Source organism: Aestuariivirga sp., from assembly GCF_047602625.1.
GTDB lineage: Bacteria > Pseudomonadota > Alphaproteobacteria > Rhizobiales > Aestuariivirgaceae > Aestuariivirga.
The window spans coordinates 2,516,380-2,532,784 of the sequence record NZ_JASGGV010000002.1 but is presented as its reverse complement, the minus strand read 5'-3'; the positions used below and the strand labels follow the sequence as shown (position 1 = coordinate 2,532,784).

At 62.8% G+C, this 16,405-nt stretch carries 16 protein-coding genes; 3 read left to right on the top strand and 13 right to left on the bottom strand.

Annotation, left to right across the window (positions count from 1 at the left end; translation table 11 throughout):
• Window positions 1–19: 19 nt before the first annotated feature.
• On the top strand, window positions 20–1,033 hold the full coding sequence (ispH, locus tag QM694_RS17590) for a 4-hydroxy-3-methylbut-2-enyl diphosphate reductase (RefSeq protein ID WP_415008211.1): 1,014 nt from the start codon (window positions 20–22) through the stop codon (window positions 1,031–1,033).
• A complete protein-coding gene (gene rnhA / locus QM694_RS17585) occupies window positions 1,030–1,473 on the top strand; it encodes a ribonuclease HI (RefSeq protein WP_415008210.1) in 444 nt (147 codons plus the stop codon). The genes ispH and rnhA overlap by 4 nt, the downstream gene beginning before the upstream one ends.
• On the opposite strand, the gene QM694_RS17580 is transcribed toward rnhA, so the two are convergent.
• Both QM694_RS17580 and QM694_RS17575 read right to left on the bottom strand, forming a co-directional pair.
• The gene (locus tag QM694_RS17580; RefSeq protein WP_415008209.1) at window positions 1,474–1,956 is read right to left on the bottom strand and encodes a peroxiredoxin; all 483 of its coding nucleotides are present in this window, start codon (window positions 1,954–1,956) and stop codon (window positions 1,474–1,476) included. It abuts the gene before it with no gap.
• A gap of 30 nt (window positions 1,957–1,986) precedes the next feature.
• Window positions 1,987–2,727, bottom strand: a complete 741-nt coding sequence (locus QM694_RS17575; RefSeq protein ID WP_415008208.1) for a protein-disulfide reductase DsbD domain-containing protein — start codon at window positions 2,725–2,727, stop codon at window positions 1,987–1,989.
• A 91-nt stretch (window positions 2,728–2,818) separates the two neighbouring features.
• Here QM694_RS17575 and QM694_RS17570 point away from each other — a divergent pair, with 91 nt between their 5' ends.
• Entirely contained in the window at window positions 2,819–3,400 is a 582-nt protein-coding gene (locus QM694_RS17570; RefSeq protein ID WP_415008207.1) for a YqgE/AlgH family protein, read from the top strand.
• On the opposite strand, the gene QM694_RS17565 is transcribed toward QM694_RS17570, so the two are convergent.
• The 11 genes from QM694_RS17565 to coxB form a co-directional block, all read right to left on the bottom strand.
• The gene (locus tag QM694_RS17565) at window positions 3,397–6,621 is read right to left on the bottom strand and encodes an EAL domain-containing protein (protein ID WP_415008206.1); all 3,225 of its coding nucleotides are present in this window, start codon (window positions 6,619–6,621) and stop codon (window positions 3,397–3,399) included. The genes QM694_RS17570 and QM694_RS17565 overlap by 4 nt on opposite strands.
• Window positions 6,622–6,676: 55 nt before the next feature.
• Window positions 6,677–8,548, bottom strand: coding sequence for a GNAT family N-acetyltransferase (locus tag QM694_RS17560; RefSeq protein WP_415008205.1), 1,872 nt, complete (start codon window positions 8,546–8,548; stop codon window positions 6,677–6,679).
• 14 nt (window positions 8,549–8,562) lie between these two features.
• Complete coding sequence (thrC, locus tag QM694_RS17555) at window positions 8,563–9,963, bottom strand: threonine synthase (RefSeq protein ID WP_415008656.1); 1,401 nt, start codon at window positions 9,961–9,963, stop codon at window positions 8,563–8,565.
• Window positions 9,964–9,983: 20 nt separating this feature from the next.
• Window positions 9,984–10,733: an SURF1 family protein gene (locus QM694_RS17550; RefSeq protein WP_415008204.1), complete on the bottom strand. Its 750-nt coding sequence runs from the start codon at window positions 10,731–10,733 to the stop codon at window positions 9,984–9,986.
• Window positions 10,730–11,104: a DUF983 domain-containing protein gene (locus QM694_RS17545; protein WP_415008203.1), complete on the bottom strand. Its 375-nt coding sequence runs from the start codon at window positions 11,102–11,104 to the stop codon at window positions 10,730–10,732. The genes QM694_RS17550 and QM694_RS17545 overlap by 4 nt, the downstream gene beginning before the upstream one ends.
• 70 nt (window positions 11,105–11,174) lie before the next feature.
• Window positions 11,175–12,026, bottom strand: coding sequence for a cytochrome c oxidase subunit 3 (locus tag QM694_RS17540; RefSeq protein ID WP_415008202.1), 852 nt, complete (start codon window positions 12,024–12,026; stop codon window positions 11,175–11,177).
• Between the two features lie 10 nt (window positions 12,027–12,036).
• Complete coding sequence (locus tag QM694_RS17535) at window positions 12,037–12,606, bottom strand: cytochrome c oxidase assembly protein (RefSeq protein WP_415008201.1); 570 nt, start codon at window positions 12,604–12,606, stop codon at window positions 12,037–12,039.
• A gap of 10 nt (window positions 12,607–12,616) precedes the next feature.
• Window positions 12,617–12,778 carry a hypothetical protein gene (locus QM694_RS17530; protein ID WP_415008200.1) on the bottom strand — a complete coding sequence of 54 codons (162 nt, stop codon included), beginning with the start codon at window positions 12,776–12,778 and terminating at the stop codon, window positions 12,617–12,619.
• Window positions 12,778–13,632: a heme o synthase gene (locus QM694_RS17525; protein WP_415008199.1), complete on the bottom strand. Its 855-nt coding sequence runs from the start codon at window positions 13,630–13,632 to the stop codon at window positions 12,778–12,780. The genes QM694_RS17530 and QM694_RS17525 overlap by 1 nt, the downstream gene beginning before the upstream one ends.
• Window positions 13,633–13,741: 109 nt before the next feature.
• The gene (gene ctaD, locus QM694_RS17520; protein ID WP_415008198.1) at window positions 13,742–15,421 is read right to left on the bottom strand and encodes a cytochrome c oxidase subunit I; all 1,680 of its coding nucleotides are present in this window, start codon (window positions 15,419–15,421) and stop codon (window positions 13,742–13,744) included.
• Between the two features lie 22 nt (window positions 15,422–15,443).
• On the bottom strand, window positions 15,444–16,340 hold the full coding sequence (coxB, locus tag QM694_RS17515) for a cytochrome c oxidase subunit II (protein WP_415008197.1): 897 nt from the start codon (window positions 16,338–16,340) through the stop codon (window positions 15,444–15,446).
• Between the last annotated feature and the right edge of the window lie 65 nt (window positions 16,341–16,405).

The window sequence follows — 16,405 nt, the reverse complement described above, 5'->3', positions numbered from 1 at the left end:
CCTATAACGTCCAGACGCAATGGATGTTCCCCGGCAGCTTGACTTCGCCGCCCGCAATCCGCAAGTACCGGCCATGGACAGGCCCAAGCTCACCATCCTTCTCGCAGCCCCTCGCGGTTTCTGCGCCGGGGTCGTGCGCGCCATCGATATCGTGGAACGGGCGCTGGCCCTTTACGGCGCTCCAGTCTATGTGCGGCACGAGATCGTGCACAACAAGTTTGTCGTTGATGATCTCAAGGCCAAGGGCGCCATCTTCATCGACGAACTTGACGAAATTCCGCCCGGCGAGCGGCCCGTGGTGTTCTCCGCCCATGGCGTGCCAAAATCCGTGCCCGCCGATGCCGCCCAGCGCCGGATGTTCGCCATCGATGCCACCTGCCCGCTGGTGACCAAGGTTCACATGGAAGCCCAGCGCCACCACGCGGAAGGGCTGGAGATCATCCTCATCGGCCATCGCGGCCATCCGGAGGTGATCGGCACCATGGGGCAATTGCCGCCGGGCGCCATCACCCTCATCGAAACAGCCGACGAAGCAGAAGCTCTGGCGGTCCGTGATCCGGAGAAGCTCGCCTATGTCACCCAGACCACGCTTTCGGTCGATGACACGCGGGACGTGATTGCCGCGCTGAAGCGGCGCTTCCCGGAGATCAAGGGGCCGTTCAAGGAAGATATCTGCTACGCGACCACCAACCGGCAGGATGCGGTAAAGTCGATTGCCGATCGCATCGAACTTCTGCTCGTCGTTGGCGCGCCCAACTCCTCCAATTCCAAACGGCTTGTTGAAGTTGGCCTCAAGAGCGGCTGCCCGCGCGCGCTGCTCGTCCAGCGCGCGTCCGATCTCGATTGGTCCATGCTTCAGGGATTGTCGGTCATCGGCCTCACCGCCGGAGCGTCAGCGCCGGAAGTGCTTGTCAATGAAATCGCCGATGCCTTCCGCGCCCATTACGATGTGACGGTGGAAAAGGTGACGCTGCGCGACGAGAACGTGTCATTCAAGCTACCGCGCGAATTGCGGGACCAGCCCGCGGCATGAGCGACACGGCGGTGATTGCGCACACCGATGGCGCATGTTCCGGCAATCCCGGCCCCGGCGGCTGGGGCGTCATTCTCGACTACAACGGCACGCGCAAGGAATTGTCAGGCGGCGAGGCGCTGACAACCAACAACCGCATGGAGCTGATGGCGGCCATCTCGGCGCTGGAGGCGCTGAAACGTCCGTGTACGGTCGAAATGCATGTCGATTCCGTCTATGTGAAGGACGGCATCACCAAATGGATTCACGGCTGGAAAAAGAACGGCTGGAAGACGTCGGACAAGAAGCCGGTGAAAAACGCCGAACTCTGGCAGCGCCTCGAAGCGGCGCTGTCGCGGCACAGGGTGTCCTGGCACTGGGTGAAGGGCCACGCGGGGCATGACGACAATGAGCGCGCCGATGAACTGGCGCGCCAGGGCATGGCCCCCTTCAAGACATAATCAGAGCTGCTCGAGAATGGTCGCCGCGCCCGAGACGTTGACGCCCGGCTTGTCTTCGACATTCACGGTCTTCACCACGCCATTCTCGACGATCATCGAATAGCGGCGCGAACGCTCGCCCATGCCGTGGGCTTTCAGATCGACATTCAGCCCCACGGCGCGGGCAAAATCGCCATTGCCATCGGCCAGCATCATGATCTTGTCGTCAGAGCCAACCGACTTGGCCCAGGCCGTCATTACCGCAATGTCGTTGACCGCCGTGCAGGCCACCGTGTCGACGCCCTTGGCCTTGATGGCATCGAGCGAGCGCAGGAAGCTCGGCAGATGGCTATTGGTGCAGGTCGAGGTGAAGGCGCCGGGGACGCCGAAAAGCACCACCTTGCGGCCGCCGAAGATCACGTCGGTCGAAAGTTTCTGCGCGCCGTCCGCCGTCATCACGTTGAAGTCCACGGCAGGAAGTTTGTCGCCCGGCTTGATGGTCATGGGATCACCTCATTGATCGATCAAAGGCGCTTAGCTCACGGTCACGCGCTGTTCAACCCCTCCGCCGTCCGCCGCCACCGTCACGGTGATCTGGGCGCCACGCAGTTCGGCAGCACTCTTCACATTGCCCACCGGCAGCCGCGCGGCCATGCCATCGGCCGAAAGCTCCGGCGCGCCAAAATAGGCATCGCCATTGCTTTCGACGAACACCTCATTGGCTTTGGCGGAAAAGCCGAGGTCAATCACCACGCCTTGCGCTACCGCCTCAGCCTTTGCCTTGGTCACGATCTCGCCCGCCACAGGCACTTTCGCCATCCATGACAGGATTTCATCCTTGTCCGGCGCTGCGGCGGAGAGTGTTCCGCGCGCCTCACCCTGCGCGGGGATGCAGATGTCCTTGCACACGGCGAAGAACAGCTTGAGATCGAGAATAACCGGCTTCTTTCCTTCCGGCGTCAGCCTTACCGGAAACACCACGCGGCCAAGATAACCCACCGCCTCGCCGCTGGCGTCATGGTGGCGCTGCGGCAGCGGATAAAAGACCTGAATATCTTTCGCACCCTGTGTTCCCGACCAGTCGAACTGCGGCGAGACGCCCGCCTCCCCCGGCATGCGCCAGTAGGTTTTCCACCCCTCGTCCAGATCGATCGCGATTCCTGCGAGGTCTCCGCCGCCATCGAGGAGAGACAGCCGCCATGGTTTCGGCTGGGCGCGTGCAAGCGAAACGAAAGGGAAGCAAAACGTTGCGGCAAGGAACAGGCGGCGTTTCATGCCACCACTATGCGGGGAATGTTCCTCCACGCCAATCACCTTCCCGTCAGCGATGTTTCACGTTACTCTCCCGCGTTTCGGGGGAAACCGCATGAAGGCAAGGACAAATCTCGACGGCCAGATCCTGATCGCCATGCCCGGCATGAGCGACAGCCGCTTCGACCGCTCGCTGGTTTATCTCTGCGTCCATTCCGATGGCGGGGCCATGGGCCTGATCGTCAACAAGACGATGCCGATGATGAATTTCGCCGAGCTGATTTCGCGCCTCGACATCACCGAGCCGGATGACCCGATCTCGGATGACATGCTCAATCGGGGCGTTCTCTACGGCGGCCCCGTCGAACCCGGGCGCGGGTTCGTTCTTCACACATCGGATTATTTTTCCGCCGATTCCAGCTTGCCGGTGACGGAGCGGATCGCGCTCACCGCCACCACGGACATTCTGAAAGCCATGGCGCGCGGCGAAGGTCCGCACATGGCCATGCTGGCGCTTGGCTATTCCGGATGGGCGCCGGGGCAGCTTGAAGATGAAATCCAACGCAATGGCTGGCTTCATTGCGCGGCAGACGATGAATTGCTGTTCGACACGCGGCAGGACGGAAAATATCTGAGCGCCTTGCGCAAGATCGGCGTTGATCCGGCCATGCTGTCAGGCGAAGCCGGTCACGGCTAGTTGGGAATCTCGGCGGACTGGCGCTTCTTGCGTTTCCTCTGCCTGGCTTTCCGCACCGCCGCCGCCTCGCGCTTCGACATGGCGTCTTCGGGGAAATCAATGCGGGCGGGCTTTGCCACGCGGGATTGCGCGGCCTCCGCTTCAGGCGCTGCTTCCGGTTCCTCGGGCTGCTCGTGCAGCAACCGCGCCTCGCGCAGGGCACGTTCGGCGGAAGCCTTGCGCGCCCTCAATTCCTCAATATCTGCCGCCGTCACATCAACCGCCAGCGGCACCGGGGCCGGGTCCTTGGCGGCGCGTTCCCACAGCCAGGTGATGGCGGTGCGGCCCGCGCCGGAGGCATAGGGCAGGCCAGCCAGCGCCTCGGTCACCTGCCTCGCCGTCATGGCGCGGCCAATGAAATAGCCCTGCCCCAGGTCGCAATGCAGCGCGCCCAGCCTGTCCACCTGCTCCTGGTTTTCGATTCCCTCCGCCACGATGGTCAGGCCCAGCGCATGCGCCATGGTGACGATGGTTTCGAGAATGATGCCCGCGCGTGAATCTTCCGCGTCGGCGGCAAGAAAACTCCGGTCCACCTTCAACGTATCGAAGGGCAGGCGGCGGAGGTTCGAGAGTGAGGAATAGCCGGTGCCGAAATCATCGCAGGAGAGGCCCACGCCCAGTTCCTGCAAGCGCTCAAGCACCTGCGCGGCGCGCTCGGGATATTGCATGACCAAGCTTTCCGTGACCTCGATTTTCAGGCTGCCGCGCGCCACGCCTTCGCGGTTGATCATCTGCTTGATGTCGTCGATGAGATCGGGCTCGATCAATTGCACGCTGGAAATATTGACGGCCACGAACAGCGGATCGCCGGCGCGGTAGGCGCGCTGCCAGATGCCGATCTGATGGCACGCCTCGTTCAGCACGGCGCGGCCGATCTCCTTGATCATGCCGGTCTGTTCGGCAAGGCCGATGAAGCTTTCGGGAGCCAGCAACCCCAGCGCGGGATGCTGCCAGCGCACCAGCGCCTCGAAGCCTGCGAGGTTCATATCTCCCAGCCGCGCGATCGGCTGATAGTGCACCTCGATCTCGTTGCGCTCGATGGCGCGGCGGAGTTCCGATTCGAGCACCATCAGTTCGGCGCGGCTGTCGCGCATGGCGGGGCTGAAGACTTCGATGGTGCCAGCTCCCCGGCGCTTCGCCTCATAAAGCGCGATGGCGGCGTCTTTCAGAAGCTGGGTGGCGCTGCCATCGGCGCGGCCCTGCGCCACGCCGGCACACACCGTGAGGAATACTTCCTGCGTGTCGAGCGTCACGGGGCGCGCCACGGCCTTGAGCATGCCGTCGCTATAGGTCGCAATGTCGCGGCCGCCATGCGTCAGGATGGCAAACTGGTCGCCCGGAAGGCGCGCCACCGTATCGCCGGAGCTGGCGGCGGAGGTGAGCCTGCGGCCCACGACGGCCAACAGCGAGTCTCCGGCCTCATGGCCCAGCGCATCATTCACGGTTTTGAAGCGGTCGATGTCGAGCAGCAGCACATAGAGCGGCGCCTCCTCCACGGCATCGGCCAGCGCGCGGGCGGTGCGGTCGAGAAACAGGGCGCGGTTGGGAAGGCCCGTCACCGCGTCATAAACAGCGTCATTGAGCAGCCGCTCTTCGCTGCGCTTGGCGCCCGTCACATCAGTCAGCGTGCCGATGCAGCGGATGGCGCGGCGGCCCTGCCCCGGCATGGCGCGGCCCCGGAGCTGGAACCAGCGCCACGTGCCATCGCCATGGCGCAGGCGGAATTCGCGTTCGATGGCCCCGCTGCCCTGCACCTCCGCCGCCTCGACAGCGCCCAGATAGGCGGCGCGGTCGGCGGGATGCATGAGTTCAAGAAAGCCTTCCACACCCGCATCGGCAAGAAACCCCGGCGCCAGCCCCAGAACGCGCTCCAGTTCCTCGCCCACATGAAGTTCACCCTCATCGGCCTGCCAGTCCCAGACATAGGCACGCGCGCCCGCCAGCGCGAGCGCCCGCCGCCCTGCCTCATGGAAGAAATGGCGCGACAGATAGCCTTGCGAAAAGGCGTGGTGGGCCAGCGTGAAGGCCATCACGACGAGCGCCGCGCACAGCGCCACTTGCAGCATGGTGGAAATCGACGTTCCGCTGGGCTGGGCCATGGCGGCGAAAAGCGCGATGAAGGTCCACAGCAGGATGGCGCCCCAGGAGACGAGCGCCGTCTCCGCCTTGGCGTCGCCCCGCCGCCATAAATAAAAGATCAGCACGAATCCGCCCAGCGCTGTGAGTGCGAAGATGGCGCGGGCGATCGCCGTGAAGAGGATGGGATCGGCAAAGCCCAGCACCGGCACGGCGAAGGCGATGAGGCCCAGCAGCGCCAGCAGGTTTCCCACAACCGGCATCAGCCGCCGGAGCTCCGTCACCTCTGTCAGATAGAGAATGAGGAACGCCGCCATCAGCCCTTCGACAAGCGCGCGCGCCACATCAGGCGTCAGCCCATCGAGGCCCAGCGCCGAAGTGACCGTTGATAAGTGGCCTGCTTCCAGCCCGAGAAAGCCGAGGCTTGCCACCGCAAAGCCACCGGCCGCCAGAAACACGGGGCGGGAACGGAAGCCGTAGAGCACGAACATGGCAATCGACAGAAGCGCCGCAATGCCCAGTAGCGCGCCGCGCAGGAAGGCAGACACATCGCGCCCGCCGTCATAGGCCTTGCGCTGCCAGAGCGTCACGGCGGAGAGCGGCGCACCATCGATCTCGAAGGCGATGGCGGCTTTCTGGCCGGGCTCGAGCGTGAAGGCATAGGCCTGCCGTCCCACTTCCGGCAGCGGCTCCAGCTTCAATCCGCCCGCCGTCATGATGCTGGTGATGGACGGCCCCATGGGCCTCGGCAGTCCCACCTCTGAGCCGACAAAGCCTTGGTCCGCGATGGTAATCACCAGATCACGCGGCGCCGTGCCGCCGTTGGCAAGACCCAGCGCCTCCCAGCGGAATGTTGGTCCCTCACCCTTGGCGTGCAGCGTCATAAAATCAGCGGCATCAGGCGCGGTGCCCGGCTTTTCGATGGGAATGTCGCGGCGATCGGTTTCGAGCGCCGCGAGATAGGGCCTGAGATCAAGCTCCTGCCCGAAAAGGGAAACATCCGCCGGGGTAGCGGCATCGACAAGCGGCGGCAAGGCAACGGCCAGCGCGCAGGCAAGCGCCAGCAGGCCCGCAAGATGCTTCGCCGTCTGCCAAAACCTCTTCATTCCCCTAGGGTGCCCCTCACCGCGCAGGCTTGCAAGTATTTGATTGCGCGGGGCCTTATAGCCCTCCGGGAACCTTCCCGCCATCTCCGAGATGGGCGAACAGCAGATGATCACGCCACTGGCCGTTGATCTTGAGATAGGCGCGAGCCAGCCCTTCCTGCGCAAAGCCGGTGCGGCGGAGCAAGGCCACCGAGGCCGCGTTGGCGGGCAGGCAAGCCGCCTCGACGCGATGAAGCTGAAGATGATCGAACGCAAAGTGCAGCATCAGCTCCACGGCTTCGGTCATATAGCCCTGCCGCGCAAAGGGCTCGCCGATCCAGTAGCCCAGCGTGCCCATCTGCGCCACGCCGCGGCGCACATTGGAAAGCGTGATGGCGCCCAGCAATTTGCGGTTTTCCGGGGCGTAGATGAAAAACGGATAGGCAAAATCCTCCTCCACATCGCGCCAGTAGCGCCGGATGCGGCTGCGGAAGGCCATGCGGCTCAGATCATTGGAGGGCCATTCGGGTTCCCATGGCACGAGAAAGCGGCGGCTCTGTTCACGAAGCTCCGCCCATTGCGCATGGTCTCCCGTGTCGGGCACCCTGAGCGTCACACGCTTGCCTTTCAGGGCGGGCGGCAGTTCCGGCGCGAAGGGCGAGCGCAGGAAAGCCATGCCGCCTTCCTTCAGGCGAACCGCTGGGCGACAGCGGCATAGGGCGGCATGCCGCCCAACTGGCCGACCGCCGAGAAGGCTGGCGCCGTCGCATGGAAGATGCGATCCGCAAGCCCCCGCACCTGCTCGCCCGTCACGGCGTCGATCTTGGCCACCAGAGTTCTGGATCGACGGCACTTTGCCGAAAGCGAGGAACTGCCGGGCGATCTGGTCGGCACGCGAGGTGGGGCTTTCCAAATTCATGACAAGGCTCGCCTTGAGCTGCGCCTTGGCGCGGTCGATCTCGGCATCGGTTACCGCCTTCGCCGCAGAGAGCATCACCTCGGAGGTCACGTCCAGCAATTCCTGCGAGTGGTCGGGCGATGTCGCGGCATAGACTCCGAACTGGCCTGCATCCTCGTAGGCCGAGCCAAAGGAAAACACGCTGTAGCAAAGCCCGCGCTTTTCGCGCACCTCCTGGAACAGGCGTGACGACATGCCGCCGCCCAGAACGCTCGACAGCACCTGCAGCACGTAGATTTCCGGATCCTTGTAGTTGGGCGCCGGAAAGCTGATGACCACATGCGCCTGGTCAAGCGGCTTTTCCGCCACCTGTGCCGATGGCACGAAATGCGGCGGCTCGCGCTGCGGCTGCGAGCCTTCGGCGATCTTGCCCAAGAGGCGTTCCGCCTCGGCGGCAAACGCTGCGTGATCAATGTGGCCGGCGGCGGCCACGACGATGCGACTGCCCCAATAATTGCGGTCACGCCAGGCGATCATCTCCTCGCGCGAGACGCTGCCGATGCGCTCCGCCGTGCCGAGGATCGAGCGGCCAAGCGGATGGGCGCCAAAGGCCGCCTGCTGCGCCAGATCGAACACCAGATCGTCCGGCTGGTCATGGGCGGCGGCAATCTCCTGCAGGATCACATCGCGTTCGCGTTCAAGTTCCTCGCCATCCAGCACGCTTTCGGTGAAGATGTCGGCCAGAATGTCGAGCGCGAGCGCCCAGTCCTTCTTCAGCACGCGGGCATAATATGTAGTGGTTTCCATGCCCGTCGCGGCGTTGATCTCGCCGCCCGCCGATTTAATCTCCTCGGCGATGGCGCGGGCGCTGCGGCGCTTCGTGCCCTTGAAGGCCATGTGCTCGAAAAAATGGGCGATGCCGTTTTCATCCGGGCGCTCGTCGCGCGCCCCCGCCTTGACCCAGATGCCGAGCGCCGCCGTTTCGAGATGCGGCATGTGATGTGTGACTACGGTAATCCCATTGGAGAGACGGGTCGTCTTTACGCTCATGACGCACTCTGTTTTCAGGCTGCCGGTCTGGAGAGAATGAAGTCCCGGATGGCCTGGTGATTGTTGGGAAGCACTGTGTATCGTTCTTGCGCCGTGAGCAAGCCCGCCAATCGGGAGGGTAAAGCAGGCCTTATGCCAGAGGCCTTCTCAACCGCATCGGGGAATTTGGCGGGATGGGCGGTGGCCAGCGTCACCATGGGCGTGGCGGAAGGCGGCTGCGCACGCGCCACCGCATAACCCACGGCGGTATGGGGATCGAGCAGTTCGCCCGTCTCGGCCAGCGTGGCGCGAATGGTGGCTGCGGTTGCCGCTTCATCCGTTGCGGCAGCGTCAAACTCATTGCGGATTTCGGTGAGCGCATCTGGGGCAATGTGGAATGCGCCGGATTGCGACAATCCCGCCATCAGCCGTCGCACATCGGCGGCGTCGCGGCGATAGACCTCGAACAGCAGCCGCTCGAAATTGCTCGACACCTGGATGTCCATCGACGGGCTGGACGAGGCGTGGACGCCACGCGTCTCATAGCGCCCTGTCTTCAGCGCACGGGCCAGAATGTCATTCACATTGGTGGCGATCACCAGCCGGTCAATCGGCACGCCCATGCGCTTCGCCACAAGCCCTGCGAAGATGTCGCCGAAATTGCCAGTGGGCACCGTGAAGCTCACGGATTTGTCGGGCGCGCCAAGAGACAGCGCCGCCGTCACATAATAGACCGTCTGGGCCATGATGCGGGCCCAGTTGATGGAGTTGACGCCGGCGAGACCCACACGGTCGCGAAAGGCCAGATCGTTGAACAGCGCCTTCACGATCGCCTGGCAATCGTCAAAGGTGCCTTCCACCGCGATGTTGTGCACGTTGGGCGACAGCACGGTGGTCATCTGGCGGCGTTGCACCTCGCTCACCCGGCCATGGGGATGGAGAATGAAAATCGAAGTATGGCGGCTCGACTTGAAGGCCTCGATGGCCGCGCCTCCGGTATCGCCCGACGTCGCGCCGACGATGGTGGCGCGCGTGCCGCGCTTCTCCAGCGCCCAGTCCATCAGGCGGGACAGAAGCTGCATCGCCACATCCTTGAAGGCGAGCGTGGGACCGTGGAAAAGCTCAAGCAGCCACTGATTGTCATCAAGCTGCTTCAAGGGAGCGACGGCGGGATGGCCGAAGCGGCCATAGGCTTCAGCCAGCATGGCCTTGAACGCGGAATCGGGAATGGCGCCGCCGACAAAGGGATGCAGCACCTCGAAGGCGACATCCTCGTAAGCCTTGCCGCGCCAGCTCCGGAGCGTTGCGGCGGAGACGTGCGGCCAGCGCACCGGAACATAAAGGCCGCCATCCCGGGCAAGCCCGGTCAGCAGCACATCTTCAAATCCCAGTTCCGGGGCTTCTCCGCGGGTCGATTGGTAGTGCAAGCGCGTAATCCTTTTGAATTGGCGCTGCTTTAGCCGCCGTGCCGCCCGCCTTCAAGCACCTGATTTTTCATCTGCCCACGGAGATAAAGCCCGGCGATCACCGCCAGCACGATAGCCAGAGAAAACCATGTGATGGCATATTGCAGGTGATTGTTGACGAGGCCCGTGTCCGGCGGCTGCGGCTGCGGGAAGATTTGATCCCCGGCTGTGGGCAGAAGCTGCAGGATGAAGGGTGCTGATGATGATGCCGGAGGGCTATCGGCAATCATCGCCGGCACGTCCCACCAGAACCACATATCGCCCTTGGGGTCATTGTCGGGATCGAACATGCCGCGCCCATAGGCATGTGATTTCACGATCCCCGTCACCGTCACATCGCCTTGCGGGTCGGTTGCCGCGCGGCTGGCGGTATCCTTCAGATTGGCAGGCACCACGCCCCGATCCACGAGTACCATGCCGCCATCTGCCAAACGTAGCGGCGTAACGATCTCCCAGCCGGGGCTGCTTTCATAGACCGAAATGACGTGCTTTTCCCGCGCGTGTTCAAAGCGGCCGGAAACACTGACTTTCAGAAATTCGATATTCTCGCCTTTAGCCTGGCGGGCGAGAGCATCAGCCATGGTTGTGGGCGCATCCGCCGCTCGGCGCTCGATGCCGGCGATCAGGGCTTCCTTCCACGCAAGGCGCTGGATCTGCCAGACACCGAGGCCCACCAGAATGGCAATGCCCAGCCCCGACGCCAGAAGCACCGGCCAGATGCGGGGCTTTTTCTCCGTCATTTCACGAGACGGCCTTCGCGCGCTTCCGTTTTCCATTGCTGGCAGAGCAGCACACCTTTTACCGGCCTCAGCAGCAGCATGGGCAGGATGACGAGAACGGGAATGGCGATCAGCACATGTACCCATACGGGCGGCGAATAGGCGACCTCCACGCCGAGGATCGATCCCACGCCTGCGACGCACACGAACAGCATGACAAACCACGCCGCCCCGTCGCCGCCATCGGCGAAGTCATAGGACAGGCCGCAACTCGAGCAGGATTTGGCGACGTTCAGATAGCCGTCGAACAGCTTGCCCCTGCCGCAGCGCGGGCATTTTCCGGCAATGCCCGTCTTGAGAGGCGAAATATCAGGATAATAATTCTCGCTCATGCGCCCGCTCCAAAGAGAAAGGCCGCGAAGGTCGCATCCTTCGCGGCCTTGTTATCCGAAACCTTAAGCGTCACTCCGCCGGGATCACCGCGCCTGCGGACGACCAGATATAGATGCAGGCGAAGAGGAACAGCCACACCACGTCGACGAAGTGCCAATACCACGCCGCCGCTTCGAATCCGAAATGCTGTTTCGGCGTGAAGTCTCCGGCCAGCGCGCGGAACAGGCACACAGTGAGGAAGATGGTGCCGATCAGCACATGGAAGCCATGGAAGCCCGTCGCCATGAAGAAGGTCGAGCCATAGATATTGCCGCCATTGGCCTGGCTGAAATGGAACGGCGCGTGGATATATTCATAGGCCTGGATCGTGGAGAACAGCACGCCCAGCGCGATGGTGGCGATCAGGCCCCACTTGAGGCCCTGCCGGTCGTTGTTTAGCAGCGCATGATGCGCCCAGGTGACCGTCGTGCCCGAGGTCAAAAGGATCAGCGTGTTGATGAGCGGCAGATGCCAGGGGTTCAGCACCTCGATGCCCTTGGGCGGCCAGACGCCGCCGGTGGCCAGCGCGCGCGCCTGCTGGATTTCCTCGCCGGTGAACAGGCTCGCATCGAAGAAGGCCCAGAACCAGGCGACGAAAAACATCACTTCCGACACGATGAACATCAGCATACCGTAGCGGAGATGGAGGCCCACCACCGGCGTGTGGTCTCCCGCATGGGCTTCCTTGATGACATCGCGCCACCACATGAACATCGTGTAGATCACGCCCAGAAGGCCGACGATCATAACGGCGGGGTTGAAGCCGTGCATCCAGCTCACGGCGCCAATGGCAGTGATGAGCGCCGACATCGAGCCAGTGAACGGCCATGGGCTCGGATTGACGAGGTGATAGTCGTGATGCTTGTCGTGCGCGTCAGCCATGGCCCTGCTCCTAGTTCGGCACCGCACCCGCGGCCGTTTTGGCCTGCGAGACGGATTTTGGTTTGTCGACGGGATACATCGTATAGGACAGCGTGATTTCGCGGATCGATTTCGATTCCGGATCGGTGGCGATCGCCGGATCGACGAAGAACACCACCGGCATGTCCACGCTTTCGCCCGGCTTCAATGTCTGCTCGGTGAAACAGAAACACTGAATCTTGTTGAAGAAGGCCCCGGCGCCATCCGGCGTTACGTTGAAAATCGCCGAGCCTGTCGTCTGGTGATCGGACAGGTTCTTGGCCTTGAAATAGGCCATGGCCTGCTCTCCGACGCGCACCTGCATGGTCGCCTGCGCGGGATGGAAATTCCAGTCGAGGCTACCGGCAATGTTGGAATCGAAACGCACCGTCACGATTTCATCGCCCGGTTTTGCGGGCGCTTTCTCAGCGCGGAGCGGTGTGCCGTTGAAGCCCGTGGCCTGGCAGAACATGCGGTAGAGCGGCACCGACGCATAGGCCAGCGCCAACATGGCAACCGGCATCACCGTTGCGATCAGGGCCACGCGGCGATTGCGGTTCATTCCGGCCATCTCACATGCTCCGGTTGACGACGCCGCCACCCAGATGCACCAGCGTGGTGACGAAGAACACCACGACCAGCGCCGCCAGCACGAGTGCCATGGCGAGGGCGCGCTTGCGCCGCCGTGCCATGTCTTCCTTGCCGAAGGGAATGGGCGCTGGAGGTTTGGTCATCACAGCGCCGGCGCGAAGGGCGCGATGCCCGCTGCGCGCTCGATCAGGATCAGCGCGAAGACCAGGAACAGCCAGAGCGTGGAAAAGGCGAACATGCGCTTGCAGGCCGTCTCGGCCAACTTGCCATCGCGCAGGCGGAACACCCGAACCGCGTGATAAAGGAACACGGCGTCGAGCAGCGCCACCGCAATCGCATACAGCGGCCCAACCGTTCCGGTGAGTGCGGGAAGGAATGTGATGGGGAGGACGATAAGCGTGTAGATCAGGATCTGCCTGCGGGTTTCATCGGGTCCCGCCACCACGGGCAGCATGGGAACCCCGGCGCGGCTGTAATCGGCATTGATGTTGCGCCACAGCGCCAGCGCCCAGAAGTGCGGCGGCGTCCACATGAAGATGATGAGGAACAGCGCGATGGCGCCCAGGTCCACCGTGCCCGTCACCGACACCCAGCCGATCATCGGCGGAAACGCGCCCGCCGCGCCGCCGATCACAATGTTCTGCGGCGTCGCCCGCTTCAACCACATCGTATAGATCACGACATAGAAGAAGATGGTGAAGGCCAGAAGCGCGGCGGCAGGAATATTGACGAACAGGCCCAGCATCAGAACCGCGCCGATGGCCAGCGTCATGCCGAAGCCCAAAGCCTCACCGGGAAGAATGGCGCCCGCGGGAACCGGCCGTTTTTTGGTGCGGGCCATCAACGCGTCGATATCGGCGTCGTACCACATGTTCAACGCGCCCGATGCGCCAGCGCCCACGGCAATCGCCAGGAGCGCCATGGCGGCGAGCCACGGATGGATCGTGCCGGGCGCCGCCACCAATCCCACCATCGCCGTGAAAATCACCAGCGACATCACGCGCGGCTTCAGCAGCGCGAAATAATCGCTGGCCGATCCCTGGCCGCCGAGAGATTTCGGCAGCCGGGGATGCGGCGGATGTGGAGGTGACGTCGCTCATGCCAGCTTACTTGATGACCGGCAGCGTGTTGAACTGATGGAACGGCGGCGGCGAGGAGAGCGTCCACTCCAGCGTCGTCGCGCCCACGCCCCACGGATTGTCACCGGCGGGTACCTTCTTCGCATAGGCGCTGAACACGCCGTAGAGGAAGATCAGCACGCCGACGGCCGAGATATAGGAGCCGATGCTGGAGATGAAATTCCAGTGCGCATAGACGGCGGGATAGTCAATGTAGCGGCGCGGCATGCCGGAGAGGCCCAGGAAGTGCTGCGGGAAGAACACGAGGTTCACGCCCACGAAGGTGACCCAGAAATGCGTCTTCGCAACCGTCTCACTGTACATGTAGCCGGTCATCTTGGGGAACCAGTAGTACCAGGCGCCGAAGATGGCGAACACGGCACCCAAGGACAGCACGTAATGGAAGTGCGCCACCACATAGTAGGTGTCATGCAGCGAGCGGTCGACGCCTGCATTGGAGAGCACCACGCCCGTCACACCGCCTACGGTGAACAGGAAGATGAAGCCCAGCGCCCAGACCATCGGTGCCTTGAACTCGATGGAGCCGCCCCACATGGTGGCGATCCACGAGAAGATCTTCACACCCGTCGGCACGGCGATGATCATCGTCGCGGCCACGAAATAGGCCTGCGTATCGGCGGAGAGGCCCACCGTATACATATGGTGCGCCCACACGATGAAGCCCACCACGCCAATCGACACCATGGCGTAGGCCATGCCGAGATAGCCGAACACCGGCTTCTTCGAGAAGGTCGAAACGATCTGCGAAATGATGCCGAAGCCCGGGAGAATGAGGATGTAGACTTCCGGGTGGCCGAAGAACCAGAAGAGATGCTGGAACAGCACCGGGTCACCGCCTGCCTGCGGATCGAAGAAGCTGGTGCCGAAATTGCGGTCGGTCAGCAGCATGGTGATGCCGCCGGCCAGAACCGGCAGTGACAGGAGAAGCAGGAACACCGTCACCAGCACCGACCACACGAACAGCGGCATCTTGTGCAGCGTCATGCCGGGGGCGCGCATGTTGAAGATGGTGGTGATGAAGTTGATGGCGCCGAGAATGGACGATGCACCCGCCAGGTGAAGCGACAGGATGGCGAAATCCATGGCTGGTCCCGGCTGGCCCGCCTTCGAGGAGAGCGGCGGATAGATCGTCCAGCCGCCGCCCACGCCATGGGCGCCCGCGGGGCCATCCACGAACATCGAGATCAGCAGCAGGCAAAGCGCCGGCGGCAGAAGCCAGAAGGAAATGTTGTTCATGCGCGGGAAGGCCATGTCGGGCGCGCCGATCATCAGCGGCACGAACCAGTTGCCGAATCCGCCGATCAGCGCGGGCATGACCATGAAGAAGATCATCAAGAGGCCGTGGCCGGTCACGAACACATTGTACATGTGCTTGCCGGCGTCGATCGCCTGCTGGCATTGCGCCACCGGCGTGGTGCCGCAGTTGACGTTGGAATCGAGCATAGCGGCGAGGCCGTGGAAATACTGGATGCCCGGCTCCATAAGCTCAAGGCGCATCATCACAGAGAGGAAGCCGCCGATCAGGCCGGAGAAAATGGCAAACCACAGATACATCGTGCCGATGTCCTTGTGGTTGGTGGAATAAACATAACGCTTCCACCCGGTGGGAAGGCCATGATCGTGGTCAGCGGTTGCAGCGTGTGCCATGAGGGTCGCCTCTGTCTCGAAATCAGTTCTGTGCGATCTGTGCGCCGGGCGGCTTGATGGTGCCCAGGAATTCCTTGAGCTTTGCATCATCGGGGCCGGTCTTCATGAGATCGGACCAGGCCTTGTACTTGTCGTCCGACACCACCCACACCTCGATCGGCATGAAGGCGTGGTTCTTGCCGCACAGTTCAGAGCACTGGCCGTAATAAACGCCTTCAGTGCGGGCATTGAACCAGTCTTCGTTGAGGCGGCCGGGAATGGCGTCGATCTTCACGCCGAAGGATGGGATCGTCCAGGAATGGATGATGCCGATCGGATCGGAGGTGACGATCAGCTTCACCGTCTTGTTGACGGGCACCACCATGGGCATGTCAGCCGAGAGAAGATAAGGCACGCCATCCTTGGCTGCCGCCTCTTCCGATTTGGGGAAGGAATCGAATTCCACATTGGCGTTGCCGTCGCTGTCGACGCCCAGATCGGGATAGGCATATTTCCAGTTCCACGCCGGGGTGCCGGTGATTTTCACCGTCATGTCGGCGTTGTTGGGAATGTCGCGTTCGAGATAGAGCAGCCGGAAGGAGGGAATCGCGATCACCACCAGGATCAGGATAGGGATCACCGTCCACAGCACTTCCACCGTTGTGTTGTGCGTGGTCTTGGAAGGGACCGGGTTGGCCTTGGCGTTGAACTTGACCATCACATAGATCAGCAGCGCCAGCACGAAGAGGACGATGAAGGTGATGATCGGCAGCAGGATATAATTGTGCAGGAAGTGGATGCCATCGGAAACCGGGGTGACCGAATCCTGCAGTCCCATCTGCCACGGCACCGCGTGGCCTGCGGCAGCCAAAGCCGCCGGAGCCATCGCAAGGCTTGCGGCGCCAGCCAGCAACATCAGGAATTTGTTCGCGATCTTCATGGTCGCCCCTTCGTCTCAGCAGTATCCCCAACACGGCGCAAATGCGGCGCATCCAGCCCGCTTGT